At 43.9% G+C, this 25,877-nt stretch carries 24 protein-coding genes; 13 read left to right on the top strand and 11 right to left on the bottom strand.

The window, feature by feature from the left end; genetic code table 11:
• Positions 1–36: 36 nt before the first annotated feature.
• Positions 37–840 (bottom strand): phytanoyl-CoA dioxygenase family protein, encoded by an 804-nt coding sequence (locus NNL21_RS17520; RefSeq protein ID WP_204822157.1) that lies wholly within the window; start codon positions 838–840, stop codon positions 37–39.
• 340 nt (positions 841–1,180) lie between these two features.
• Between NNL21_RS17520 and NNL21_RS17515 the strand changes: the two genes are divergently transcribed.
• From NNL21_RS17515 to NNL21_RS17490, 6 genes are all read left to right on the top strand, one after another.
• Complete coding sequence (locus tag NNL21_RS17515) at positions 1,181–2,131, top strand: ABC transporter permease (protein ID WP_204822156.1); 951 nt, start codon at positions 1,181–1,183, stop codon at positions 2,129–2,131.
• Between the two features lie 13 nt (positions 2,132–2,144).
• A complete protein-coding gene (locus NNL21_RS17510) occupies positions 2,145–3,071 on the top strand; it encodes a carbohydrate ABC transporter permease (RefSeq protein WP_204822155.1) in 927 nt (308 codons plus the stop codon).
• Positions 3,072–3,167: 96 nt separating this feature from the next.
• On the top strand, positions 3,168–4,679 hold the full coding sequence (locus tag NNL21_RS17505) for an ABC transporter substrate-binding protein (protein ID WP_204822154.1): 1,512 nt from the start codon (positions 3,168–3,170) through the stop codon (positions 4,677–4,679).
• A gap of 150 nt (positions 4,680–4,829) precedes the next feature.
• Complete coding sequence (locus tag NNL21_RS17500) at positions 4,830–6,560, top strand: sensor histidine kinase (protein ID WP_256555311.1); 1,731 nt, start codon at positions 4,830–4,832, stop codon at positions 6,558–6,560.
• Positions 6,538–7,299, top strand: a complete 762-nt coding sequence (locus NNL21_RS17495; protein WP_204822153.1) for a response regulator transcription factor — start codon at positions 6,538–6,540, stop codon at positions 7,297–7,299. The genes NNL21_RS17500 and NNL21_RS17495 overlap by 23 nt, the downstream gene beginning before the upstream one ends.
• A gap of 40 nt (positions 7,300–7,339) precedes the next feature.
• On the top strand, positions 7,340–8,848 hold the full coding sequence (locus NNL21_RS17490; RefSeq protein WP_204822152.1) for an ABC transporter substrate-binding protein: 1,509 nt from the start codon (positions 7,340–7,342) through the stop codon (positions 8,846–8,848).
• 32 nt (positions 8,849–8,880) lie between these two features.
• Here the strand turns inward: NNL21_RS17490 and NNL21_RS17485 are convergent, their stop codons facing one another.
• Together NNL21_RS17485 and NNL21_RS17480 are read right to left on the bottom strand one after the other, a co-directional pair.
• The gene (locus NNL21_RS17485; RefSeq protein WP_204822151.1) at positions 8,881–9,042 is read right to left on the bottom strand and encodes a hypothetical protein; all 162 of its coding nucleotides are present in this window, start codon (positions 9,040–9,042) and stop codon (positions 8,881–8,883) included.
• Between the two features lie 70 nt (positions 9,043–9,112).
• Complete coding sequence (locus NNL21_RS17480; protein ID WP_204822150.1) at positions 9,113–9,319, bottom strand: hypothetical protein; 207 nt, start codon at positions 9,317–9,319, stop codon at positions 9,113–9,115.
• On the opposite strand from NNL21_RS17480, the gene NNL21_RS17475 reads away from it, so the two are divergent.
• The 4 genes from NNL21_RS17475 (at position 9,318) to NNL21_RS17460 (ending at position 11,980) form a co-directional block, all read left to right on the top strand.
• Positions 9,318–9,911, top strand: a complete 594-nt coding sequence (locus NNL21_RS17475; RefSeq protein WP_204822149.1) for a hypothetical protein — start codon at positions 9,318–9,320, stop codon at positions 9,909–9,911. The two genes, NNL21_RS17480 and NNL21_RS17475, sit on opposite strands and share 2 nt — an antisense overlap.
• 202 nt (positions 9,912–10,113) lie before the next feature.
• Positions 10,114–10,968, top strand: a complete 855-nt coding sequence (locus NNL21_RS17470; RefSeq protein ID WP_204822148.1) for an ABC transporter ATP-binding protein — start codon at positions 10,114–10,116, stop codon at positions 10,966–10,968.
• Positions 10,961–11,614 carry an ABC-2 transporter permease gene (locus NNL21_RS17465; RefSeq protein WP_204822147.1) on the top strand — a complete coding sequence of 218 codons (654 nt, stop codon included), beginning with the start codon at positions 10,961–10,963 and terminating at the stop codon, positions 11,612–11,614. Before NNL21_RS17470 ends, NNL21_RS17465 begins: the two co-directional genes overlap by 8 nt.
• The gene (locus tag NNL21_RS17460; RefSeq protein ID WP_204822146.1) at positions 11,615–11,980 is read left to right on the top strand and encodes a GntR family transcriptional regulator; all 366 of its coding nucleotides are present in this window, start codon (positions 11,615–11,617) and stop codon (positions 11,978–11,980) included.
• A 127-nt stretch (positions 11,981–12,107) separates the two neighbouring features.
• Here the strand turns inward: NNL21_RS17460 and pdxR are convergent, their stop codons facing one another.
• Entirely contained in the window at positions 12,108–13,550 is a 1,443-nt protein-coding gene (gene pdxR, locus NNL21_RS17455) for a MocR-like pyridoxine biosynthesis transcription factor PdxR (protein ID WP_204822145.1), read from the bottom strand.
• Between the two features lie 217 nt (positions 13,551–13,767).
• On the opposite strand from pdxR, the gene NNL21_RS17450 reads away from it, so the two are divergent.
• On the top strand, positions 13,768–14,316 hold the full coding sequence (locus tag NNL21_RS17450; RefSeq protein WP_204822144.1) for a pyridoxamine 5'-phosphate oxidase family protein: 549 nt from the start codon (positions 13,768–13,770) through the stop codon (positions 14,314–14,316).
• 297 nt (positions 14,317–14,613) lie between these two features.
• On the opposite strand, the gene NNL21_RS17445 is transcribed toward NNL21_RS17450, so the two are convergent.
• A complete protein-coding gene (locus NNL21_RS17445) occupies positions 14,614–15,189 on the bottom strand; it encodes a dihydrofolate reductase family protein (protein ID WP_204822143.1) in 576 nt (191 codons plus the stop codon).
• Between the two features lie 96 nt (positions 15,190–15,285).
• Positions 15,286–16,122 (bottom strand): helix-turn-helix domain-containing protein, encoded by an 837-nt coding sequence (locus NNL21_RS17440; protein ID WP_204822142.1) that lies wholly within the window; start codon positions 16,120–16,122, stop codon positions 15,286–15,288.
• Positions 16,123–16,398: 276 nt separating this feature from the next.
• Here NNL21_RS17440 and NNL21_RS17435 point away from each other — a divergent pair, with 276 nt between their 5' ends.
• On the top strand, positions 16,399–16,770 hold the full coding sequence (locus NNL21_RS17435; protein WP_204822141.1) for an iron chaperone: 372 nt from the start codon (positions 16,399–16,401) through the stop codon (positions 16,768–16,770).
• Between the two features lie 364 nt (positions 16,771–17,134).
• Here NNL21_RS17435 and NNL21_RS17430 read toward each other — a convergent pair whose 3' ends face one another.
• From NNL21_RS17430 to NNL21_RS17415, 4 genes are all read right to left on the bottom strand, one after another.
• Positions 17,135–18,418 (bottom strand): DegT/DnrJ/EryC1/StrS family aminotransferase, encoded by a 1,284-nt coding sequence (locus NNL21_RS17430; RefSeq protein ID WP_204822140.1) that lies wholly within the window; start codon positions 18,416–18,418, stop codon positions 17,135–17,137.
• 173 nt (positions 18,419–18,591) lie between these two features.
• A complete protein-coding gene (locus NNL21_RS17425) occupies positions 18,592–20,166 on the bottom strand; it encodes an extracellular solute-binding protein (protein WP_204822139.1) in 1,575 nt (524 codons plus the stop codon).
• Positions 20,167–20,221: 55 nt separating this feature from the next.
• A complete protein-coding gene (locus tag NNL21_RS17420) occupies positions 20,222–21,088 on the bottom strand; it encodes a carbohydrate ABC transporter permease (RefSeq protein ID WP_204822138.1) in 867 nt (288 codons plus the stop codon).
• Positions 21,089–21,102: 14 nt separating this feature from the next.
• Entirely contained in the window at positions 21,103–21,825 is a 723-nt protein-coding gene (locus NNL21_RS17415; protein ID WP_309145338.1) for an ABC transporter permease, read from the bottom strand.
• Positions 21,826–22,211: 386 nt separating this feature from the next.
• Here NNL21_RS17415 and NNL21_RS17410 point away from each other — a divergent pair, with 386 nt between their 5' ends.
• Positions 22,212–24,434, top strand: a complete 2,223-nt coding sequence (locus NNL21_RS17410) for a helix-turn-helix domain-containing protein (RefSeq protein ID WP_204822136.1) — start codon at positions 22,212–22,214, stop codon at positions 24,432–24,434.
• Here NNL21_RS17410 and NNL21_RS17405 read toward each other — a convergent pair.
• On the bottom strand, positions 24,431–25,600 hold the full coding sequence (locus NNL21_RS17405) for a GNAT family N-acetyltransferase (protein WP_204822135.1): 1,170 nt from the start codon (positions 25,598–25,600) through the stop codon (positions 24,431–24,433). The genes NNL21_RS17410 and NNL21_RS17405 overlap by 4 nt on opposite strands.
• Between the last annotated feature and the right edge of the window lie 277 nt (positions 25,601–25,877).

The following is a 25,877-nucleotide window of genomic DNA, read 5'->3' as shown; positions in this document are numbered from 1 at the left end:
TGCAGCACAAATCGGGAAGTCTTGCAACGACAAGCGTTACTGCTTCACTTCGTCCGTGCTTGCGATGTGCTGATCGGATGGCAGACGCACAAACGTTTCCGTCGGAATCATCCCCTGCGGATTATAGTTATACTCGTCGGTCCCCCTCACCAGAAATGCTTTGAATTGCGGCGCTTTAGACAAATCGCATCTCACATTCGTACCGGAATAACGTATCGTCAGCCCATTGCGCCAGCGGGTGGATCCGTTTGCCGGCGATCCGTGTACGATGGCATCGTCATGCAGTGAAATTTGCCCGGCTTTCAATACTAGAGATTGCGCATCCGCCTCGTTAAACGTCCCCTGCTCGAGCTCAAGCGCCAGCACCGAATCGCCTGTGACGCTCGTGTGTTTGATCAATCCGGCTTTGTGGCTCTTTGGAATAATCCGCATCGCCCCGTTCTCTTCGTCAACGTCCGTGAAAGCCAGCCAAACCGTCACCGAGTTATGCGGGTGAAGCGGCCAATAGTAGGCGTCCTGATGCCATGCGACCGTGTCTCTGGAGCCCGGGGCTTTTGCGAAAAACTGAGAACCCCACATGTAAAAATTCGGTCCTAGAATTGCTTCGACATAGTCGAGAATTTTAGGATTCGTACATACGTCATACAACCACTTACTTGACATGTGCCATTCTCTGATGGCCGACATTTTCTCTCCCGGCTCTAACAGCTGGGCCAGCTTCTGCAGATCCTCGTTAAGCTGCAGCATTTCCGAATCGCCGAACACCGGTTCAAGTCCGATCAAATACCCATTCTCATGATACGAAGCGATTTGTTCCTTAGATAAACGATTCTTCGTCATGCTAACGCCTCCGAATTTGTATTATTAATAAATACAAATTTACTATATGAGAATTTTAACCCTTCGTCAATGTCAATATGTCATCCCCCTCGATTACAAATGGTAAACAAAGCGGATGGTCAGATTAGGCGTTGCCGCTAAGGTTGGGTTGTGACTCTCGGTGTGCTTGCTTCCCCTACAACATGAAGCGACATCACAAGACTTTTTATCTGAAATCTAACGTTTCTTGACTAAGAAATTAAGTTTGTTAACTAGAAGACCGTCCATTTTCTTTTATACAATACAGTTAAGTAAGCGGTTACGAAAAAGGGGACTAATAACAAATGAAGGAGTTCATACGATGAGCGCAAAATCAGAACAACTCAAAAAATCAAAGCGCTTTCAGTGGAGAAAACAAGATATTGAATTAACTCTCCTGGCCATACCAACAACCATTTGGTACATCTTATTCTGTTTCTTGCCCATGTTCGGTATTATTATCGCTTTTAAAAACTTTAAAATTAGCGGGGGCTTCCTTAGTAATGTGTTTAACAGCCCTTGGGTTGGCTTGAAAAATTTTGAATTTTTATTCAAATCCAATGATGCCTGGATTATTATCCGCAACACAATCGGCTACAACATCATCTTTATTATTCTCGGCATTGTACTGCCCGTGGTATTCGCCATTATGATTGGACTTCTTCATAATCGCAAGGCAGGGAAAGTATACCAAACGATGATGTTTCTCCCTTACTTCCTGTCGTGGGTCGTCGTTTCCGCGGTAGGCTGGGCCTTCTTCAGCTTCGACAAAGGAATTCTAAATCAGTTTTTGGGCAGCTTCGGAGCCGAATCCATAAACTGGTATATGGAACCGCAATATTGGCCTTATATTCTTATTTTCTTGAATGTTTGGAAGAGTATTGGTTATGGCATGATTATTTATTTGGCAACCATTACAGCTATTGATAGCAGTTACTACGAAGCTGCTGTAATTGATGGCGCTTCCATCTGGCAGCAAATCCGCTTCATTACGATTCCATTGCTCAAGCTTGTCATCGTCATGATGTTCATCCTATCCGTAGGACGCATATTCTACACCGACTTCGGACTATTTTATCAGGTCACTCGTGATTCAAACTCCTTGTTTGAGGTAGCCACAACGATTGACGTATTAGTATACAAACAATTGAAATCCGCTACAATCGGCATGGCGTCTGCTGCTGCATTTGTCCAATCTGTACTTGGTTGTATTACAATTCTAACGGCCAATTGGATTGTCAAAAAAATTGACTCTGATAGTGCAATGATTTAGGGGGTGTGCGAGAATGGCAGCAAAAACCTATGAGTCCGGACTTGAGAAATTCAATCGAACGAGTACCGGCGTCAATATTCTAATTAACTTGATTTTCATTCTAGTAGCACTTGCCTGCGTCATCCCCGTGATTGTCGTATTATCCATATCACTGACGCATGAGTCCTACATTCGAGAAACGGGCTATAGTATCCTCCCGCCGATTTTATCACTGGAAGCATACGGTTTTATAGCCAAGCAAGGAACGATCATTTTGCGTGCTCTAGGTGTATCCGTATTCGTAACAGCTGTTGGAACTGCAATAGGTGTACTGCTAACAACCTCGATGGGCTATGTGATTTCACGTCCAACTTACAGGCATAAAAATTTTCTGACCTGGATTGTTTTTATTCCCATGATTTTCAACGGCGGTCTCGTTTCCAGCTACTTTATTAATTCCAATTTATTAGGATTGAAGGATAGCATTTGGGTACTTATTTTACCGCTTGCGGTCTCATCCTTTAATGTCATCATTTGTAAGACTTTTTTCAGAAGCACCATTCCTGATGGTCTGATCGAATCAGCTGAGATTGATGGAGCGAGCCAATTTCGAATCTTCTTCTCTATCATTCTGCCTATATCATTACCTGTTCTTGCAACGATTGGATTATTCCTATGCTTCAACTACTGGAATGACTGGTTCCAATCCATGCTGTATATCGATAACCCGAATCTGTATTCCTTACAAGCGTTACTTAACAACTTAATGACCAATGCCGACGCGCTAGCGAGAAATGCTTCGACCATAGGTGTTAGCGCTGCAGAGCTTGTAGCAACCATGCCTAAGGAATCTGCTCGTATGGCCGTTGCGATTCTCATCGTCCTGCCCGTTGCATGTGCTTATCCATTCTTCCAGAGATATTTTATTTCTGGACTTACGGTCGGTGCAGTCAAAGGCTAATTACGAAGTAAGCCAGATCCAGCCTGGTTTATGATATGCCATTGCACAGCTTGTGTAATGGCGCAAAACAAACATACTACTATAGGGGGAATTTAGGTGAAAAGATCTTTTAAGCTTTTATCAGCACTGTGCATTCTTGCATTAATGGCATCCGTCTTGGCCGCCTGCAGCGGTTCTAACAACTCAGGCTCGTCAACGAATGGCTCCACGAATACGGATTCGAAAACAAACGCAACGGATACGGAAAAACCAGCCGACAAAGAAGTTCCAACATTGGTATGGTGGCTAATCGGGGGTACTCCGCTTCCGGCAAACTTTGGTCAAGCGATTGACAAGATGAATGAATATACCGCAGAAAAAATCGGTGTAAAAGTTGATATCAAAGTCGCGAGCTGGGGCGAATGGGATACAAAAATAAACACGATTGTCAACACAGGCGAACCTTTCGACATCATGTTCACGAATAATGGGAAATATAGCAAGCAGGTAGCTATGGGCGCTTTTGCCGACATTACCGATTTGATTCAAACTGAAGCACCTGAATTGTACAGCTTAATCCCGGAAGAAGTATGGAACGGTACTAAGGTTGATGGTAAGTTCTATTCCGTTCCAACTTACAAAGACTCTTCTCTTTCGCAGTACTGGGTTTATGATGATAAGCTCATACAGAAGTATAACATCGACTTCCAGAACATTAAGACGCTGCAAGACTTGGACAAACCATTTCAAGATATGAAAGCCGGCGAAGGAAAGAACTTCTATCCGTTGCAGCTTACTCAGAACGAAGGCATCAATGGCTTGTTTAACGATTATGATGATATGACATTGGGCTTCTTACCACTCGGCGTTAAGACGGATGATCCTGCACGTAAGGTTGTTTCTGTATTAGAACAGCCTGATGTTATGGCTAATTTAAAAATGCTTCACAAATGGTATAAGGACGGCATCATTAACCCGGATGCGCCAACTAAAGTCGAAGGTGAGAAATACAGACCATTTTTTGCTGCACAAGCTTTCCCAGGTGCTGAGGTCGGTTGGCAAATCAATGCCAACGTAGAGAAATATGTGATGAACAAAGTATTGGGACCACTCTATACGACAAGTACAATTCAAGGTTCATTGAACGCAATCTCGGCGAATTCGAAATACAAAAAAGAAGCTTTGAAATACCTGCAATTGGTGAACACGGATTCAAAATTACGTAACATGCTTGCCTTTGGTGAACCAGATGTGGACTTCAAAAGCATTGATGGCGATAGAGTTGTCGAGCGTACAACGGATACATGGCCTTTGGCCGCCTACTCGCAAGGTACATTCTTCAATATGGCCGTAACGAAAGGCGCACCTGAAGATCAATGGGAGCAAGTGAAGAAATTGAATGAAGAAGCTACCGCTTCAACTATTCTCGGCTTCGCCCTTGACGTTTCCGATATCCAAACAGAAGTGGCCAACTCTAATGCTGTATTGGACAAATACAAATACGAATTGATCACAGGCGCTTCTGACCCTGAAAAGGTTGTACCAAAAATGATTGCTGAATTGAAAAACGCAGGTATGGATACAATTATGCAAAAGGCTCAGGAGCAAATTGATAATTACTTCAAATAAGCCTTACTACACAAAAAGTATATGGTATAGTTGATACTATGCCATATACTTTTTGCGTCCAATAGGCAAAATGGAATAGAGTGTGCGATTCTTCACCTTGCTATACAATATTTACCACCCTATGAGTTGAGGTGCCGCATGACTACTTTTTTGCGTATCATCATTTATCGTAATAAGTTTTGGGCCTATCTAATCTTCATTGTATTAATTGGATTAACGCTGCATGTGTTGACGAGTGCAATCGTAATCAATCAATCGCTTGGCAACGCTCGAATCGAAGCTGCCAATGCTTTTTCCCGCATAGAGAATAATTTCCAAAACGATACGGATCGCATAGAAGCTTATATCCAGCGCATTTATTCCAATCAGGCGCTAATGAAGGATGCGCAATACTTTATGAGTCCAACCATCGGTCAATATCTGACTAATAGGCTGTTGAACAACCCATACTCCGAACAGGAGCTTCTCTCCTTCCCGGAAGATGTAAAAACCTACCTGTATAATTGGGCACAGGGAGATATTAAGCAAATCAGCGTACATTCAGAGCATAGCAGTAATGTAATGCTTTTTGATAACAAAGGCATCCCAAGCTATCAATTTGGTATATCCAATGATGATGAAATATTCCAAGAAAGCATTCAGAAGGGTTTCGTATATCGAAAGAAATTGTTTCACACCTCAGAGGGGTCAGGTGAAATTCGCTTTCTGGTTAGCAGCGAGCAAATTTTCAGCAGTGTCAGCAATTATCAGCTTGGTAAAGCAGCCGCCGTTAATGCTGCTGGAGATGTATATCTCATCGGTAATGGCAATAAGAAGATTGTTCAACGAGCCATTGCCAATAAGGATACCCATGGATTTATATTTGATAACTCGCTGACACCGATCTTCTACGTCACTTTTTCATCATCGAAATTTAATTATAGGTTTGTAAGCACAATAGATTTGGGTACATTAATACGGCAGCAAAGCTCCGTGCTATACATGCTATTCTTCGTCATCTTAACGGCTATTCTCAGCGTACTACTGCTCGTGGTTTATAATCTTAGGGACGATGCCCGCTTCCTGCACCGTATTATTCAATCCATTAAACGAGTGAAAACCGCCGACTTCACCCCGAATAAACCTGCACGCTATCGGCGTAATGAATACGGCATGATTGCGCGTGAAGTAGACGATATGATCCACCAGCTTGACAGACATATTCGCAATGAATTTATACTCAAGCTGAAACAGCAGGAAGCTGAAATGAAAGCGCTGCAGCATCAGATCAATCCACATTTTCTCTATAATACATTAGAGGTTATTCGATCTACAGCGTTGGTGAATCAGGACGCGCATACAGCAGATGCCATTGCTACTTTAGGCTCGTTATATCGTGAGATTGTTCAGAAGGACAATATTATTACCATTGGAAGCGAACTGGAGCTGCTGCAAAAGTACCTTAAAATTATGGAGTTTAAATACCCGGATCATTTTTATTATCAAATCGACGTATCGGAATCCATTCTGGAGCTTCCTACCATAAAGTTCTGGATGCAAACGTTAGCGGAGAACTTCTTCATTCACGGTTTTTCGATTGAGAAGGAATTTAATCTATTTATCGTTACAGGCCGAGAAGACAAAGATTTCTATAGATTGGAATTTATCGATAACGGAATCAGCATTGAGGAAGATCGGCTGGCTGATATTCGAAATGCCCTATCGAGCAACTACGGCGCAAACACGAAGAGTATCGGCTTATATAATGTCTATACGCGACTAAAATATTATTATGGGGAAGGCCTTTCCATAAGCATCGCTAACAATGACGAAGCAGGTGTTAAAATTTCTGTACAGATTTCTAAAGAGGTGATTAGAGATGTACAAGCTGTTAATTGTTGATGATGAGCCACAAATTCTGGAAGGAATGAAACGTATTCTGGATTGGAAGAGCTACGGGTTCGAATACATCGAAACTTGTAATTCCACAGATGCGGCGGTATCCAGAGCCATTCAGTTAATACCTGATATCGCCATTTTTGATGTGTGTATTGGTAAAAACCGTGGATACGATGCAATTCAAAGACTCAATGAAGCCAACCTTCCAACAAAATATATTATTATGAGCGGTTATAGTGATTTCCACTACGCTCAGCAAGCGATTCGTTGCGGAGTCAAGGATTATTTACTAAAGCCTGTGGAACGTGAAAAGATGCAGCGGGTGGTCGAGAATATAATTGTTAAGGATCTCCATGGGACAATAGGGAATCCACATGCAAGTTCACTCCACATGGACCCTGTACTCGGTGTCCCCCATGATACGCTATCCAAATTAGTACGACGTATTCTGCTTATGGTTACGACTGAATATGCCCAGAACATCACACTTAAATCTGTTGCCGAACGCTTACAAATGAACAGTACCTATCTGGGGCAATTATTTATCAAAGAAACACAGATGAAGCTGTCCGAGTATTTGATGATTTATCGTATGCAGCGTGCAAAAGAGTTCATTTTATCTACAAATGAGAAGATTCAATGGGTTGCCTGTGCAGTAGGATATAATAACTTAAATTATTTTTACACCCATTTCCAGAGTTACTTTGGAAAGTCGCCCTCCGATTTACGCGAAAAGAGTTAACCGGCTTTAATGGACAATCATGTTCGGGGAGATAGATGTCATGAATAAGTATCGTTTCCATTTCGTTGGCCTTGCCCTGCTGTTCCTTATACAACTCACCGGATGCACGAACCAGAATTCGGATGCTCCCGATTCCCGCGACGAATCGCCTGTAAACCTTATTTATTATACGATTGGTGATCCAGATAAGGATCTAAATCTTGTCAATAACAAGATCAATGAGCTTCTTCTACGGAAGGTTGGAATTACAATCACCTATATTAAAATTGGCTGGGAAGAGTACGACAATCGTTTGAATACCATGATCTCATCGGACACCTCATTTGATATCGCCTTTGCCCCTAACTTTATAACGAACGCCAAACGCGGTAACTGGCTGAAGCTAAATGATTATTTAATGAATCAAGGCAAAGCGATGTATGATGCGATTGACCCTGTCTTCTGGGAAGGCGCGAAGCTTAACGATGGAAGTATTTACGGCATTCCTACGAACAAGGAACTAGCCGTGCTTGAAAATTGGATATACCCGGAAGCCTTAATTAAAAAATATAACATCGATATCTCAAAATATAACACGTTAGAGTCACTAGAGCCTCTATTACAGTTGATACAAAAGAATGAACCGGATTACATTCCCATGGAGCTGAACAAGGACTCCCACAATTTTTTCGCTATGTACGGTTATGAATATATTACAAACAATAAAATACCTTTAGCGGTACAATCACTGGATCCAACCGCATCCGTCGTCAATATCTTCGAAACCGCTGAGGCCGAGCAAGTATTAAAAACACTCCGACGTTACTATCAGCTTGGGTTCATTAATCAAGATGCTGCACTGCGCGAACCGGGAGCGCTAGAGCGAGATTCAAAGGTATTCTGGAAATCCGCAAGCGGCGGACCACTATCCGAGAGCGTCTGGAGTAAAGATCTGGGGTACAAGGTTGTAGCGAATCCTGTCACTCCTGAGATCGCGACGAATGTTTCCGTGCTTGGGGGGATGATGGCTGTTAACGCAAACACGAAACATCCGGAAGAATGCATCGCATTTTTAAATTTACTAAATACCGATTCCGAGCTGCGCAATCTATTCAACTATGGTATAGAAGGAATTCATTACAGCTTGGATCACAATGGTCAGGTTGTTCTTATTCCGCCGAAGGATGCTCAGGGGAAGCTATTAACGAATGAAGCTCCCAAATATGCGGGGGTTCAATTCACACAAGGAAATTGGTTTATCTTAAATACGCTTGGCGGTGATTTTCCTGATCCTCTGGATAAATGGGAGCAATTCCGTGCGTATAACGCCAAAGTCAAAAAATCTAACGTACTCGGGTTTAACCCTGACCTATCCATGATGAATGATGAATTCGAGAAAATCGAACATGTCTGGCATAAATATTATCCTTTACTCATGACCGGCAGTGTCGATATCGACACCTTCCTGCCCAAATTTAATGATGAACTGCATAAAGCCGGACTTGAGAAAGTACGTGCAGAGGTGCAAAAACATCTGGATTCATGGCGCCAAGAGCATGATAAATCGTAATTTCCTTGAACCATGTAAAGATGAAATCGATTCTAAGATATGCCGTGTTTCCACAATGGCTCGTACGTAATCGAGAAGCTGCTGTTCCATAACAGCAGCTTCTCTAAATCCCTGAGCAGGATGTCTGCTATCGCATGACCACTCAGGTTCAGCTGTGCATGATCGAATCTTTCACCACAGTCCATGGGCTGCATTCTATCAGAAAACTCCCGCAGCAAGATTCACTGCGAGAGATTTGACATTCGACTCTAATCAAGAGCAGGTTCAAAGCCCGAGCGCCTTGTTGCGTTCGGTAAATCTGGTGCTGTTCGAAGACATTTGCGCCGTCTTCGGTGCGGTCGGATCGAGAAAGAGCTTGGCGCTGTTTATGGCCAACGCCGCATCCGAGATTGCGCCGGCGATCAGATGCAGCTTGCTCGGATAGTTCGCCGCATCTCCCGCGACAAAGATGCCCGGCAGCCGGGTAGCCATGCTCTCGTCCGCATCGAAGTTCCAAGACGTCTTCTCCAGTCCCCCAGTTGACGATCGGTCCGTATTCGCTGCGCGTCCTGTGATCGACGATCACCTCGTCGACCGCAACACGTTCCCGCTCCTCCGCAAGGCGGCCTTCCGCATCGAGAAGTGCAATCGTCACGGCTTCGATCCGGTTCCCGTCACCGTGGAGCCGCTCAACAACGAACGGTGCGCGGTACTGGACCGTCGGCGACGTCAACAGCCATGGCCGGCTCCTTTGTTGCAGGTCATCGCGGCTGCGCACGACGATAACGCGAGCGGCCATGGCCGACAATTCGTCGATCCACTCGGTGGCGGTATTTCCGCCGCTCTGATTCTGTACTCCCCCTCGTCGATGAAGATCAGGGTGCTAAACGGCAACAATCAGCAATTGTCGGAGGAAATCAGTCTCGAGGCCGATCGGGTTACGGAGCTGGATGTCGATCTTCAAAGCAGCCAATATGCCTTAGTATCGGCTTACGATGCCGCTAATCAGGCTGAAAAACCGCTTCTCTATATTTTGAAGGACAGCTATGTTACGACGGCAGCCTTCCCGGCTTCGCAGGAGTAAATCTGACGGCAGCCCTCGCCTCCATTGAATCCTTGCTTATCGCAATAACGCCCCGACTTTTCCGTCTTCCGCGGAACGGTCGGGGCGTTATTACGGCTTACCCATTTATTTCAAAAATGATGGAACAGGAATTGACAATTGAACTCCCGCGGTGATATATTGTGTATACACAACATACACAATTCGAAGTGGAGGGCACGATATGCTGGCATTAGATATCAAAAAATTAAATAAAAAATATGAACATTTTCATTTGAAAAACGTATCTTTTCAACTGGAAAAAGGTTATATTATGGGATTTATCGGAGCCAATGGCGCAGGAAAAACAACCACCATAAAATCAATTTTGAATTTGATTCGTATGGATAGCGGCGAGATCCATATTTTGGGCAAGAACATGTCCGAGCACGAAGTCGAATTGAAACAAGAAATTGGCTCTGCATTTGGAGACATCAATTTTTATACGCGCAGTAAAATCAAAACGTTAACGAATGTGATCAAAACGTTCTATCGTAATTGGGATGATGATACCTACTACAAGTATCTGAAAAAATTCAACTTGATTGAAGACAAAAAAATAGCCGAATTATCAACCGGAATGAAAGTAAAATACAGCCTGGCTCTTGCTTTGTCACACGGCGCAAAGCTTCTTATTCTGGATGAACCAACAAGCGGACTTGATCCGGTTGCCAGAGACAATCTGCTGGATATTTTCCAAGAGCTGGTGGAAGACGGCGAAATCAGCATCCTTTTTTCAACCCATATCACTTCCGACTTGGAAAAATGCGCCGATTATATTACCTATATCCATAACGGACAAATCATCAACAGTGCCGAGAAAGAAGAATTTATCGATATGTATCGCTTGTTGAATGGTAACAAAGAGCAATTGGATATCATCAAAGACCAGTTAATTTCCTACAAAACAAATTCTTTCGGCTTTACAGGCTTAATTCACACAAATGACTTTGATCCGTCTTTAGCTATTAAATCCACTGTGCCTAATCTTGAGGAGATTATGATCTACTTCTCGAAAAAGGAGGATATGTATGTATAACTTATTGATGAAAGAATTAAAGTTAGGCGTAAGTCCTTTCTTTTATGTACTACCCTTTTTGACAGGCGCCTTAATGTTAATTCCAGGATGGCTTTATTTCCTTGTTATCCTATACTTTTGTTTTATCACGATACCGAATATGTTCGGAGGATATAAAAGTCAGAACGATTTAATGTTTACAAGCATGCTGCCTGTAACGAAAAAAGACATGGTAAAAGCAAAGGTATCCTTTATTGTAATCCTGGAGTTATTGCATGTTGTTACCGCCGTTATATATGGCATGATTAGTGTTCGCTTATATCCGAATCTGACCTACCATTTCTTTGCACCATCCTTTGGTTTTTGGGGACTATGTTTCGTCATGCTGGCGATCTTCAATATCACCTTGATACCCATGTATTACAAGACGGCGTATAAATACGGCTCAGCATCGATTGTATCCATCACAGCTGCTATCCTTTTTGCAATAGGTGCAGAATGGCTTGGCATAGAGAATTCGTTCGTATATGATCTTTTCAAGGGAACTGGTGCTGAAAATTGGGCCATTCAACTATCCCTCTTGCTCATTGGAATTGTGATTTTTGCAATATTTACGATTATCGCTTATCATATTGCCAACAAACGGTTTGTGAAAGTGGAAATGTAAATGAACATTGCTATTTCGAATACATCCGAGAAGCCCATCTATCAACAGCTTTTTGAACAAATCAGCGCTCAAATTCTCAAGGGTGAGCTAGAAAGCGGGTATAGTTTACCGCCCATACGACAAGCAGCCACGGAGCTTCGTGTTAGTATCATTACCGTCAAAAAAGCGTGGGAAGAACTCGAACGGCTTGGTTTGATTTACACCGTAACCGGCAAAGGATGTTTTGTCACTGATCTCTCATCCGACGAGATGCTTCAAAAACGCAATGAAATGATCCAGAAGCAGATGATTATTGACACTTCCTATTACAAATCCTTTGGACTTACGATAGAGGAAGTTATTGAGCTGTTGAAGGATGTTTATTGATGGCGATGGATGTAACCACGCTTCGCCCCTCTTATCGGATTAGACTAGTGAGCCATACCAAAAACGCAGCCGATTTGGCTGCGTTTTAACTCGTCTAAAGTCAAACAAGGTTGATAGAGGCCTGATCTTAAAAATGGCCGAACAGGATCAACTCCGCAAGACGATGAATCCCCTGCTCAATCGATGCTTGATCTACTTTTGCAAACCCCAGCACCCATCCCTTTCGATTGCTTTCCAAACAATAGGGTCCAAGAGGGTACACCCGTATTCCCTTTTGAAGGGCTAACTTTGTCACGGTTTCTTCGTCGTATGACTCTTCAGCTTCAAGTAACATATGCAGTCCCGTTTCTACTCCACTAAGTGTGAAACGCTCCCCTAAACCGCTAGCCATAATAGCCTTTGTCATGGCTTCGTGTCTTCGCCGGTACACATTTCTGACTCTTCTCATATGGCGCATAAAATGCCCATTCTTGATGAAGTGGGTTAGTGTCAGCTGATCCATAATCGGAAGATGACGGTAAGTCAGCTCCTGTACCCTGGCTAGCTGAGCAATTGCCTCGACAGAGCCAACGATTGCCGAAATCCGAATGCCTGGAGCAATCATTTTAGAAAAACTCATGAGGTACAAGGTATTATTAGGTTCCTGGCTAATCAGCGTCGGAAGCGGCTCCCCACGATATCGAAATTCACTATCATAATCATCCTCAATGATCCAAATTTGTTCTTGAACGGCCTTATGCAGCAATTGTTGCCTTCGCGGCTCCGACATCACGATCCCTGTCGCGCACTGATGGGAGGGGGTCACAAAGATCAGTTTGGATTGTGGATGAATACGCTCTACCACAAGACCATACTCATCAACGGGAACGGGCACCACATTCATACGCCGATATTTCATCGCCATCCAGGCAGCTGGAAAACCGGGATCTTCTACAGAGACCGTGTCCCCCTCAGATAAAAGCGATTGTGCGATCAAGTCAATGCTATGCTGAGCTCCTGAAGTCAACAGAATCTGATTGGTTTGAATATGGATTCCTCGTTCTAGTGATAAATAACGCTGAATTTGCTCACGTAATGGTGTGAAACCATAGGGATTACCATAAGTCCAGCTTGATAAATCCATTGAAGCGGATGCGTGGAGAAACGATTGTCGCCAGTTCTTTTGAAATTGGCCATCCAAATAAGGTTCATGGGGACTAAAATCAATATCCACTTCTCGATGTTCTTTGCCTCTGAACCAGTCATGTAATTGACCGATCGCCGAGTCCAACAAGGGAAGTGATGGGGGGATGGGGCCATGAGTTATTATTTCCTTCGTTGAACTAGAGACTTGGTTCCATGTACTAACTCGCGTTCCTCCTCGGCGAGATGTAACCGTATAGCCACGACTGAGCAATTCCTCATAGACGATCTGTATCGTTGAGCGAGAGACACCTACCAGGTGAGCGAGCTCGCGGGAAGGAATCAGCAATTCCCCTGGGGACCAGATTCCGCTTGTAATATTATGAATCGCTTGATCAAGCAATTGCTTCCAGATCGGTCTGTTATCATTCCGGTTTACTTTCAACATCGTGCACACCCCCAAATAGAAGCACCATAATATATGAATTATGGATTGCATATAACCATGAACTTTGGATGTTTATGAGCACTCCATTCACTGCTATACTACCGTAATAACGCTGAGATTTGCAATATGGTTGTTGCCTCACTGTCGTAGAGTATCGGAGTTAAGACGCTTTGAATGGGATGGATTAATATCTTAGGAGTGAAAGGAGATTTTTGAAATGGATTCGGTTCGTTACAAGATCCGGGAATGCCAGGATCAAGAGAAAATCAATAGTTTCCTTCACCAAGCGAGGATTGGGTATCTTGGGTTGATTGATGGGAACCTGCCCTATGTTGTACCGCTTAATTATGTATGGACGGAGGGGAAGCTCTATTTTCACGGTGCTGGAGATGGAAGACGTAATCAGGTCATGAGAGATAATCCAGAGGTATGTTTTACGGTATGTGAGGAATACGGAACCATCACAGACCCGGTACCTGCCAAGACGGATACGGCTTATATGAGTGTAATGATATTTGGACAAGCAGAGCCGATCACAGATTTGGATGAAGCCACCCATGTACTTCAGGAAATGATCCATAAATACGTACCCGGCTATTATAACCGCCCTTTGCCCAAACAGCATGTGGACAAGTATAGGTCGGCTGTATTCGGCGGACCGGTTCAAGTTTGCCGGGTAATTCCGCACCATGTGACGGCAAAAGAAAGTCCTATTGAAGCAGAAAAAATGTATAAAACGGGCATGAGTGTCGGACGAGAAAGTTAAGTAATTGATGCTTACTTATAAATTCATGAAAGAAAGTCATCAGCGGGTGCCTGATGACTTTCTTTCATGAACAACAATATGCTGACAAGCTAATTCGGGTGAGGACTTTTAGCGGCAGAATCAGACGCCGTGCTCCTACATTAGAAGTATGTCTTCGAAGCCTTTTCACTTCATTACGTCCGCGCGGACTTGGACTGAACCTCTGACCTCATCGCTGCCAGCGATGCGCTCTCCCGCGTTGGTCGGCTTCCCGCCCCAACGAAGTTCGACAAATCTAGCCGTTCATTATCGGTGCGTTTACTTCTTTAACACGTAATGAAGCACGACGTTTCCAGATTCAAATGTTTTCGCCTCGCCCAGCGTGAGATTAAATGGTTTAACATGTGGAAACAAAGGTTTGCCTTCACCGGCCACAACCGGAGTGACAATGAAGATATACTCGTCAATCAGTCTTTCATTGGCAAGCTGCTGAACGATGGAGCCGCTTCCCAACACCAGAATGTCTGAGCTGGAGTGTTGTTTTAATTGTCGCACGACTTCTATCAGACCGCTATCATAAATTTGGGTGTTAGCCCAATTGGATTGTTTGATTGTTTTGGAGAAAACAACCTTGGTCATGTCGGTTAACTCCTCAGCGACCTTTTTCAAATGCTCGGGTGCAAGGGGATCATTCAGGAAAGGCACCCAGGAGCGTTCAAACCCACGGTATGTCGTGCCTCCCAAAAGCAGCGCGTCCATCTTGCCGCCTATAACATGCGATGCTTTGTCAACCTCCGGGTCATGGATAAACCAATCCATCCCGAAGTTCGCTTCATTGTTGCTGGCAAAATAACCATCAATCGATACTCGGTTTAACATTTTAATTTTGCGCATGCGCCATCGCTCCCTGATAAAGATATCTGTATTCCTAATGGAATAAGATTATCATAGCCGTTACGATAGGCAAAAAATTGGACAAAACCGTCCATTTTACAAATAAGACGATCCTGCTAGATCGCTATGAAATTCACTGACCTTCATCGTAATATGTTTCGGACTAATCCAAGAAAACGACTTCATATCGCGTATAAAATGAGACTGATCATAATAATTTAGCGCATATGCGACATCGGACAGTCGTTCATACTCCCCTGAGTGCATCATCCTCAGTGCTTCATTGACTCGCCTTACCCTTATAAATAAGTGCGGTGGCATACCGACGACACGGGTGAAGCGCTTCTGGAATTGCCGTTCGGAAATAGAAAAAGCGGCTACCAGTTCCTTCACGGAGACCGATGCGATATGTTCATGAATAAACGCGAGCGTCAGCTCGATGAGCTCATCACGCTTAGCGTTATGCTCCTTCTTCTCCATAAGAAAATGAATGAGCAAGGCGATCCGCTCTTCATTCGAAGTCGAAGCCAGGAGCTGTTTCTCCAGCTCCATCGCACCAAACTGGTCCGGAAACAATATTCCCTGATTATGAACAGAGGCGTCCCAACCGAACAAGCTGTACAGCGCATGGGGCTTAAATACCAGCTGAATCGTTATATATGGCGTGCCTCTGAACCGCATGACGCTCGGTTCCGAACCTTGTCCGTGAAGAAACAGTACAGGGATATCGGACGTTTGTGCGGAGCGGATAGCGATATTCTCGATTGCGGCTGTCCGATCCTCGGCAATCTGATAGACAATGCCGGGGTAACCGCTCGGGCACACCTTAACCTCGAGCGGCTGATTACCTGAGTGGGACGCGATTCGCAGGCATTCGATATCCCGGCTTAACGCCGCGGGAGGCGGCAATACGGTAAATTGGATAGTTTTCATATATATTATTATATCGGAATGTCTGGTAACGCAGAAGTCTGTGCGGGAATAATGACAGCGGCTATACTTACAAATCGCACCTCATTGGCTGCGATGAATGTATTGTAGGAGTCTCCATTTTATCCATAATGTCCAAATCAAAATCCAGTTATCGGATTAATCTGTGGTTCTGGTAAGTCGAGGATTTCATTGATATACTTAGTCTACAACTGTTATTCCTTTTGTTGTTTGTGAGGATCTACAACATGACAAGGAATTGATCGAGGAGGAAATAACATGGAAATTTTTGCAGAATTTTTGGCCCATATAGATAACCCGAAACATCGGGCTCGAACGGAAGAGGTTTTGGCTTGGGTAACTAACAAATTCCCAAATTTAATGCCAAAAATTGCATGGAATCAGCCTATGTTTACCGATCACGACACATTTATTATTGGCTTCAGCGTAGCCAAACATCATTTGGCAGTTGCCCCTGAAAGGGCAGGAATTAATCATTTTTCTAATGAAATTGTACAGGCTGGCTATGATCACACCAAGGAGCTGGTACGTATCCAATGGGGTAGTCCGGTTGATTTCTCATTACTTGAGAACATGATCGAGTTTAATATTTTGGATAAGGCAGACTGTTCAACTTTTTGGCGGAAATAAAAATTAAAGTAGCCCTTATTTACATTTTAGAGAAGGCATCGTCCCAGGAGGTTAGAGGGGTGAGTGGAGATCCGTTAATCCCGCAATGCGATCACTCCTGAAAAAAATGAATGTTTGATTTCTGTGACCCCATGTTTCTTTATTAATAACCATCCCAACCACTCCCCCGATAAAAAGCCTTTAGTCATCTTGATATCCGACGACTTCAGATCAAACTAGAACCAATCACCGTGTGCCCAGGGCCCATAACGTGAAAAGCGACTTCGCGCACGATCACGGAGACGAATACCCCTCTTGCTTCGCCCCCGCGGCGCACCTCCCTAGCCTGAAGCGTATTTATGTCATTAAGACGCCTCCCCTTCTTTTATGCCGTGCCGATACGATAAGCTTTGTATACTTTGACGACTCCATTGGCAATTTGACTAGCGTCTTCTTCCGTCAATAGCGGGCTGATCGGGATGAACAGGGTACGGCAAACTAAATCCTCCGCCTTCGGGCACATGCCATCCTCGTATCGAACGGCTCTCCGATATGGATAATTAAATGGAAAATTATGTTTGTCCGCCGTGCGCTGCCGCCAAATTTGCGGAATCTTATAAACCGGCTGTCCTCCATATAGAATGAAGCTTTCAATCTGTTCCGCATGCAGCGCGTCATTAGCTTTCTGAGTATGAGCGGCATCCGGCAACAAAAGCCCCAGTGAGGAACCCGTATCACCGGCAGCATCGATAACACCGCGAAATCGAATGGAAGGCAGAACCCGAGTCAGTTCGTCGACGATTTGTTGCTTTCGGTCTCGCATTACGGTTATCATTTGGCTTCGCTTTTTCCATTGTTCAACCAATATGGCGCCCGTAAGCTCGCTCATCCGATAATTCTGGCCGACAAAGGCGCGTTCGGCTTCATCAACATCGGGAAATCCGAATCTCTCTTTTTCACGCATGATGCCTTGATCATGATAACGAACGGCTCGTTCATACAACTCCGGTGAATGGGTCATGATCGCTCCGCCCTCTCCCGAGGTTATCAACTTGTTCATCTGGAAGCTGAATGCGCCGATGTCCCCAATCGTACCTGCATAGTTTCCCTTGTACTTTACGCCGCATGATTGAGCGATGTCTTCTATAACCGCCAGCTTATGCTTGCGGGCGAAGCTCATGATCGGATCCATGTCCACGGGAGTTCCAAGGATCGGAACAACGATGATCGCTTTCACTTCATCATCGTAGACATTTTCCAAAGATGCGGCGTCCAGATTCAGACTGTCATCTACATCGGCAAACACGGGAACGGCATTGCAACAAACTACGGCTCCGGGTGTAGCCAAGAAAGTAATGGCAGGCACGATTACTTTATCTCCGATGCCGATACCCAGCGCTTTCATAGCGACAATGAGCGCGGCAGTGCCGGAGGATACCCCCAGCACGTATGGAATGGACCACTCTCGTCCCATTTCGTTCTCGAAATGTCGAACTGCATGCTGAACGTCCGGCCCGTAATAACGAAAAGGTGATTGTGCTCGCACAACCGCTGAAGAAGCCTTCCCTTCAGCTTCATCCATTACCGTTGCGCCCGGGTAATTCGGAGGGAGCGGCCGTTGGCGCGCAGGTTTTCCTCCATTAATGGCTAGCGTGTCTATCGGGTTCAAGAGAGCCCACTCCTTCCAGATCATAATCGTTTAGAGCCATGTTAGTCCGAACGTGTAGATTATCCGCTTCATTCATGCCTTCGCCCCTGCTGACGGTAAATCTGCGGCGGAATCGTACCAATCGTTTATTTCGGCCCCAGTTTGTCACCCTGTCTGTCCTTTCATTAAATCAATCACTCTGCCGACCCCGACTCTAATCCTCTTTCATATGCCGTCTTGTACATGCTCAGAATCTTATCTACTCCGAGCTTTTGCAAGTTGGTTACATATTGGTTCCAATCCTCCATGCTTTGCGTTCCGAGTACAAATTTGGAGATATTCTCCAGACGGAACTTATCGATTTCTTGGCCGGTCGTCGTCAGTATCAGAACTTCCTCGGGGGTAAAAGCCGGCTTCGGCTGCTGCTTATCTACAAATTTCGGTGTCAATTCATAAGCGGCCTTCAGCTCGGGCGAGGCCAACGCGATAATGGCATCGGGGTTGAACCACAGGTTCGACCCATACGTCGCAAGGCCCGTCTTTTTCTGCAGATCTGTGAGGTCCATATAACCTCCGGTAAACTCTTTTTTGCCATCGCCGATGTCCTTGTATGTTGTTCCCTCTTGTCCCCAACTAACCAAATCTCTTCCCTCTTCGGTATAGAGATAATCGATGAATTTCATAACATCATCTATCTGCTTCGAAGTGGAAGAAACCATAATGCCCGATTCATCGATTTGTGTAAATGCGTTCAGTGCTTTACCGCCTTTCCAGCCAGCAGGAGTGGGCATGAATGTAAGGTTGAAGTCCGGGTTCTCCTGGCGCATGGACTTGTTGAAGAAGTCGATTCTACCAATATAATCGATCGTAATGAAAGCCCTGTTCGTGGATATGATATCTTGCCATTGCTTCGTGTCAATAGATAGGAAATCCGGTGGAATTAAGCCCTCTTTCACGAATGTTCGCAAATATTCAACCATTTTCTTATAGTTGTCCTCGACAGGAGCATAGCGCCATTCATTTTTATCGAAATCGTAATAATATTTGTCACCCGTCTCAAACGACGGAGCGATATTGAGAAGCTTGTCGAGCCCATTGCGGAAGGTTAAAGGGTAGCTGTCCGGATACAATTCCTTTAATTTCTTGAGAACGGCGTGCAGTTCATCCCAAGTTTGCGGTTGTTGCAGCTGATGTTTATCAAAGATGTCTTTACGATACAAATAAATCATGGCATTCGTTACGCCGAGACCTTCGCTGGGGAACATGTACAATTTCCCGTCCGCTGTTAGAGTATTCTGGATGAGCGTGGGATACTTCTCCATAAACTTCGCAAAGTTGGGTAGATCTTTCTCCACGTATTCCAGAATATTGACCAAAGCCCCCTGATCCCCGAACTTCTTGGCGAGCTCTGATTCTAGGGTCAACATCATATCAGGCATATTTCCGGACGCAACGGTAAGATTTAACGCATCATTCAATTCACCTGACGGGACTTGTACGTCCAGCGTTACTCCTGTTTTTTCTTTGAGCAGCTTCCACACCAGCCATTCTTTATCATAGGGCCAGCTTGGAAGAGAATAATTAAGAAACGAAATCGTATGCTCTTCCTTCATCGTTGATCCGGTCGTTGATCCGGCAGGCGTCGTCGTTGCAATTCCGCTCCCATCCTGGCTTCCCTCAGCTGAACCTCCGTTGTTCGATTTGGAGCAGCCCGTGAACAATACAATGACTAACAAGAGAGAAACCAAACCGAATACCGTCTTTTTCATCCTGATATCTCCTTTTTTTGTGTTATTCCCCTCATCGTATGCTAGAACTCCTATGTTAACCTTTGACTGACCCGACCATGGCCCCTTGAGAAAAATACTTCTGCAGGAACGGGTATATCAAAAGAATGGGAACGGTCGACACGATAATTGTCGCGTATTTCAAAGATTCTTCCACAATCAAGGAGTCTTGGCCGATGGAAGTGACTTTGACAGAGTTGACTTGGCCAGCCAAAACAATATTCCTTAACACAACCTGCAGCGGAAACAAATCCGAATTACGCAAGTACAACAGGGCGGAATAGAAATTATTCCAGATACTTACGGCGTAGAATAGACCAATCGTTGCCAGCACCGCCTTTGATAACGGCAAAACCAGCCGGAAGAAGATACCGAAGTCATTCAAACCGTCAATCTTTGCTGATTCCTCGAGCTCTTTCGGAAAGGCGGAGAAGAACGTCCGCATAATGATCAAGTACCACGAAACTACCGCAGTAGGTAAAATCATCGCCCACCTCGTATCAATAAGTCCCAAGCTTTTCACGACAAGGAAAGTGGGGATCATCCCTCCTCCAAAAAAGATGGTGAATACGATAAGCAGCGTGAAAGTCCGATAGAATAGCATCTCTTTTTTAGATACAGCATAAGCCCCTGCAGCTGTCACAATAAGCGAAACTGTCGTACCTACTATCACATAAATCGCCGTATTGAGATATCCCTTTACAATACGCGGATCTTCCAGGACGAGACGATACACCTTGAAGTTTAAGCCTTTCGGCCAAAGACTGATTTGACCTTTAAGCACGTAGATATCCTTGCTCAGTGAAACCGAAATCATATAAATAAACGGATATAGCGTCACTGCAACAACAAAAAGCAAAAATAGGACAATCAATAGCTTACCCCAGCTCAATCGATACTTCATCAGTCTCTCCCCCCTTACCATACGCTGGTTTCACCTACCTTGCGGCTAATGGAATTGGCAGAATATATAAAGATCAGACCGATGATTCCAGTGAATACATCGACGGCTGATGCATAGCTGAAGTTCCCTTGTCCTAACCCGGTCCGATAGACGAAGGTGCTGAGAATATCCGATGTCTCGTAAATGGCGGGGTTGTACAGCAGAAACACTTTCTCGAAGCTGATATCCAGCACACTTCCGATATTCAGGATAAACAGGACGATGATGACAGGTACAATGCCTGGCAGAGTGATATGAATTGTCTTTTTCCAACGGCTTGCCCCATCCATCTCTGCCGCTTCGTACAACATCGGGTCAATCGAGGATAAAGCCGCCAAGTATAAAATGGCTTCCCAACCCGTATGCTGCCAAACTTCCGACAACACATAAATGGCACGGAATAGTTCCGGCCGCGACATAAAATTAACAGGATCCATGCCGAAAGCTTGAATCAACTGATTGACAATCCCACTGGAAGGCGAGAGGAACATCAGAATCATACTTACCACGACGACATTAGATATAAAATGTGGAAGATAGCTGATGGACTGCACGAATTTTTTGAAAATCCGTTGTTTTACTTCATTCAACATAAGTGCCAATAGAATTGGTGCTGGAAAACCGAACAAAAGTTTATAAAGTCCGAGAAGGAAAGTATTGCGTAGCAGCTTATAAAAATCATGGCTTTGGAAAAACATCTCGTAATATTTGAAACCCACCCAAGGACTGTTAATTACCCCCTTAAAAATGTTGTATTCCTTGAAAGAAATGATGACTCCGAACATCGGAAAGTATCTGAATAAAATGTAATAAATAAGACACGGGATGAACAGTAATAGTAAATATTTACTTTGATTAAATTTTCTCACGAATGTTTCTGCCATTTGAACTCTCCTATCCCTGCGGAATCATTTTCACTTGCATTTGCTGGATAGTGTTATATTATTAGATAAAATTATGGATATAAATTGTCTCCTTTGAGGTTTTGTTCATCATTTCAAGGAAAGATGGAGATTAGTGATGAAATTCGAAAAAATGACATATCGCTAGCTCAGGAAATCAACTAATAAAGGAGAATTGGCTTATGCAAAGAATGGTGAAAATCAAATTAATGACGGATTCTTTGTTTATCCGCTTGCTACTCAGCTTCCTGATCATTATCGGGCTGCTCATTTCCTTTAGTTTTTTTTCGTTTTCATTTTTTCGCAACATCATTCAGGACGAGATCATCCAGTATAATAATTCCAACCTAAAAAACACGACTGAAGGCTTCGAGAAACACTTTGAGCTGCTGAATAACCTGGTCTTAGGATTGTATATGAACGACCAAATAGAGTTTTTATTGAATGCGAAGAACACGGATTACTATACTTCCAGTCAAGTGAGCAAAGATTTACGGAATACAGTGTCGAACCCGTTATTGTATCTGGACAATATCGTCCTCTACTTTAAAGAGAATTCATTTATAATAGAGAAGACCGGAAGCACTAGAGCTGATACGATGTTTTCGAAATTCTACCATACTAATGCATATCCCTTTGATTTCTGGAAAAACCAATTTGCCCAAACCTATTCCTTTCGCATTTATCCCGCAGCCGATTTTTCGGAAATCACTTTTAATGAAGCTTCCTCTTCAATGGGAAGGTTGTTTCCCATTATGGTTAAGAACAGGTTTTCCCCCGACTTTTACATTACGGCTTTCGCCGATGCGGACAAAATGATTCAAGCCTACCATCGTTCGATCAACGACAACTTCCTAATCTTGGATGACCAAGGCTCCTTTCTATACACCTCGAACATGACTGACGAGAAATCGTTTCCTAGCCTTGCACTCGACGTAAAAGGCAATAAACATTATGCACAGCATGGGGAATATTATTATTTCTATAAGAAAGGGAGCTTCACAGGACTCATCTACGTGAATATCATTCCCGTCAAAAATATTTCTTCACAGGTCACCCGTTTGAATTACACCCTGATTACGCTGCTTGTGATAGCCGTTGCGATCAGTATCATTGCCTCCATCCTCTTCAGTATGCAAATCCATAATCCCGTTAAACAAATCCTTTATTCGATGCAGCATTTCAATACGCACAATCCCGTCCGCAGCCGAATCAAGGAATTCCAGCACATCCAATCGAATTTAACCAATAGTAATTCTCTCTTGCGAAATTATGCGTTCTCGAATAAATTAAAAAAAATCAATAGCAACTTCCATGATATAAAGGACCTGTTGGGAGACAAAAAACCCTTCATTTTTATTCTGTTCCAATTTACCTTTAAAGATCGTCTACAGGATGAATTCGGCGAAGAAACAGATCGGGCTACCAATTACCTGAAAGAATATATCAGTCGCACAATCTCGGATAAATATACCGACGCCTGTACCTTCCAGATCGAAACCAGCCAGATTCTTTCTCTGATCTTCCCAAGCCATGTCGAAACGGAGCTCAAGGGAATGCTCGAGCAATTGGAGAACGTATTGAATCTGGATACAGACTTCTGCTATGTAACGATTGCGGTCAGCGACGTTCATCTGCACTCATCGGAACTCACATCTTCATACGAACAAGTGAACAGGCGCATCCAGCAACGACAATTATTGGATGTAACCCAGATTATATGGAAGGATCGAGAAGAAACGTCCGATCTTGGTCTTACTTCGACGTTGGAGAAAGAATTTGATAACTATTTGCAATCCGGCAACGACCTGGAGCTCATCCGCTTTATTCGCAAGGTGTTCTCCGCGATGCAGAAGAAAAACGCAATCGCTGCGGACTACCTGCGAATGGCTGAACATTTGACCAAGAAGGTGATCAGAGCTGTTACTGAGATAAATATGGAACATGCACTTTTCTGTTCCACAGTGCAATTGTCCGATCGATTGGGCGACTGTCATCATATAGATCAGCTTATCCAGTTTCTTGAACAGTTCATGGTCCACTCGGCCAATATAGTTAGACAGAAGAAGGAAGCTCGTGATTTAATCACAAGCTTCGTCTACGAATATATCGAAAACCATTATTCCGAAGAGCTTTCATTGGATTCAGTAGCGGAGAAAATGAATATTTCTGGTGGTTATCTATCCTCCTACTTCAAAGAGAAGACAGGGAAGAATTTCATTGACTATCTGAATGAGGTAAGAATCGATAAAACCAAAGAGTTTTTGAGGCATTCGAATATTAAAATTCACGAAGCCGCTATAAAGGCAGGTTATCAGAATATGAACTCTTTCAATCGCATGTTCAAAAAATTTACAGGATTGACCCCGAGCGAGTACAGGCAAACGAATGCTAATTCGGATTAATGTCCGAAATCAAGGTAATAAGTCGTTCTTCTTGGTATCCATTCTTCCAGCTTCATTACGATTGTCAGATCGCCTTGCAGTCGCTCTTCCCGATGAAGAAATGCAGGTGACCGGTAACCCAGCAGCATCGTCGATAAGGTCTGGATATTGCATGCGATATCGGCCTTCTTCATCTCGCCTTCGGAACGTTCGACCTCAACCGCTCCATCCTTGCCCATTCGCAGCCAAAAAAAACCTTCATTCCATGGCGCGTAACGGTCGCTCACGGCTAATGAAATTGTTTCCCCCACTGTTCCGGACGAGAATCGATACTTCCTTATAAATCCTGCGACATCAATGATTCTTGCCATCAGATGGGTAACCATCGTCGTCTCCAATCCGATCGGATTGTCGATCAGGAATGCGAAATTGTCATCCGAAGGGGCTGTGAATTGGACGAAGTCAAACATGCTGTCCTGCTTTCTAATGAATTCCCATAGTCCTTTTCTGCTGTCTCGATCCAAATAAATCATTTCGTGAACGGTGAGGAGACGATTCTTGATCTGGTAAATCATGTATCCGGTCGATTCACCGAAGGCGTTGTCATATAAGGCGATTAAACCTCTCTTCCGCGCGAAGATCGTTGAAGTCCAGCGTAGCTCGTCTCTCTTTAAAGGACCGTTGAACCGGGAAGCATACTTCTCGTATACGGGGTTGAGCAGAGAAATATCCTGTTCAATCCGTCTAATGTTCCCGCTTCCTTGCCAATCAGGAACACAATCCACTCTTAATCTATATGTCCGATATTCGTACATCATCTCCCATCCATACTTCCGATAGAAAGGATAAGAGAAAGGACCAAGCGTCGAAAGAGTGTACCCCCTCTCGTATAAATCCTTCATTCCTTGAACGAGTAATTTGCCGACGGTCCCCCCTTTTCGATATTCCGGCCAGGAAGCCACACCGGCGATCAGGCCGGTTCTGTATGCAATTCCCTGAACGAATGTCTCGACTGGAAGAATTACGATATTAGAAGTCAATTCGTTATTTATGAAGTATCCCCATACTTGTTCCGGCAATGCTTGAACGAGAGGCATATTCGCCACTTCTTCATGCTGAAATGCGAAATTGATCAATTTACGGCTTTCCAGCATCTCATCATTTTTCAATTGCCGTATACTTTCCATCTCTTCTATCTCCCTTCTAAAGTTCCTTACAATAAATACTCTATTCAAAATTAAGACGATAATAAATCGTCGCTTTTGCGATTTTATTCATCATATAGAGGGAAGTTGAAGAATAGTTAATGCTTTCGTAGATATGACATATAACTAACAGTCCAAACCCATTTTTTCGATGATTTCCCATGCTAAAAAGACCCTCCATATAAGTCTGGTCAAGCCCCCATTCAGTAGACATTGAAAAAACACCTAGGCTACAAGCTGGTTCCTGTATTCAACAGGA

Origin of the sequence: Paenibacillus mendelii (assembly GCF_024498075.1) — a bacterium.
Lineage (GTDB): Bacteria > Bacillota > Bacilli > Paenibacillales > Paenibacillaceae > Paenibacillus_Z > Paenibacillus_Z mendelii.
The sequence above is the reverse complement of the archived record's forward strand: the minus strand, read 5'-3'. Positions and strand labels throughout refer to the sequence as shown.

Coding starts and splice junctions, on each gene's coding strand:
- NNL21_RS17425 (WP_204822139.1), bottom strand. CDS start 20,166: ATGAAAAAGACGGTATTCGGTTTGGTTTCTCTCTTGTTAGTCATTGTA.
- NNL21_RS17460 (WP_204822146.1), top strand. CDS start 11,615: ATGAACATTGCTATTTCGAATACATCCGAGAAGCCCATCTATCAACAG.
- NNL21_RS17415 (WP_309145338.1), bottom strand. CDS start 21,825: ATGTTTTTCCAAAGCCATGATTTTTATAAGCTGCTACGCAATACTTTC.
- NNL21_RS17475 (WP_204822149.1), top strand. CDS start 9,318: ATGCTCTCGTCCGCATCGAAGTTCCAAGACGTCTTCTCCAGTCCCCCA.
- NNL21_RS17405 (WP_204822135.1), bottom strand. CDS start 25,600: ATGGAAAGTATACGGCAATTGAAAAATGATGAGATGCTGGAAAGCCGT.
- NNL21_RS17480 (WP_204822150.1), bottom strand. CDS start 9,319: ATGGCTACCCGGCTGCCGGGCATCTTTGTCGCGGGAGATGCGGCGAAC.
- NNL21_RS17435 (WP_204822141.1), top strand. CDS start 16,399: ATGGAAATTTTTGCAGAATTTTTGGCCCATATAGATAACCCGAAACAT.
- NNL21_RS17445 (WP_204822143.1), bottom strand. CDS start 15,189: ATGCGCAAAATTAAAATGTTAAACCGAGTATCGATTGATGGTTATTTT.
- pdxR (WP_204822145.1), bottom strand. CDS start 13,550: ATGTTGAAAGTAAACCGGAATGATAACAGACCGATCTGGAAGCAATTG.
- NNL21_RS17510 (WP_204822155.1), top strand. CDS start 2,145: ATGGCAGCAAAAACCTATGAGTCCGGACTTGAGAAATTCAATCGAACG.
- NNL21_RS17470 (WP_204822148.1), top strand. CDS start 10,114: ATGCTGGCATTAGATATCAAAAAATTAAATAAAAAATATGAACATTTT.
- NNL21_RS17410 (WP_204822136.1), top strand. CDS start 22,212: ATGCAAAGAATGGTGAAAATCAAATTAATGACGGATTCTTTGTTTATC.
- NNL21_RS17495 (WP_204822153.1), top strand. CDS start 6,538: ATGTACAAGCTGTTAATTGTTGATGATGAGCCACAAATTCTGGAAGGA.
- NNL21_RS17490 (WP_204822152.1), top strand. CDS start 7,340: ATGAATAAGTATCGTTTCCATTTCGTTGGCCTTGCCCTGCTGTTCCTT.
- NNL21_RS17485 (WP_204822151.1), bottom strand. CDS start 9,042: ATGCAGCCCATGGACTGTGGTGAAAGATTCGATCATGCACAGCTGAAC.
- NNL21_RS17465 (WP_204822147.1), top strand. CDS start 10,961: ATGTATAACTTATTGATGAAAGAATTAAAGTTAGGCGTAAGTCCTTTC.
- NNL21_RS17440 (WP_204822142.1), bottom strand. CDS start 16,122: ATGAAAACTATCCAATTTACCGTATTGCCGCCTCCCGCGGCGTTAAGC.
- NNL21_RS17450 (WP_204822144.1), top strand. CDS start 13,768: ATGGATTCGGTTCGTTACAAGATCCGGGAATGCCAGGATCAAGAGAAA.
- NNL21_RS17420 (WP_204822138.1), bottom strand. CDS start 21,088: ATGAAGTATCGATTGAGCTGGGGTAAGCTATTGATTGTCCTATTTTTG.
- NNL21_RS17515 (WP_204822156.1), top strand. CDS start 1,181: ATGAGCGCAAAATCAGAACAACTCAAAAAATCAAAGCGCTTTCAGTGG.
- NNL21_RS17520 (WP_204822157.1), bottom strand. CDS start 840: ATGACGAAGAATCGTTTATCTAAGGAACAAATCGCTTCGTATCATGAG.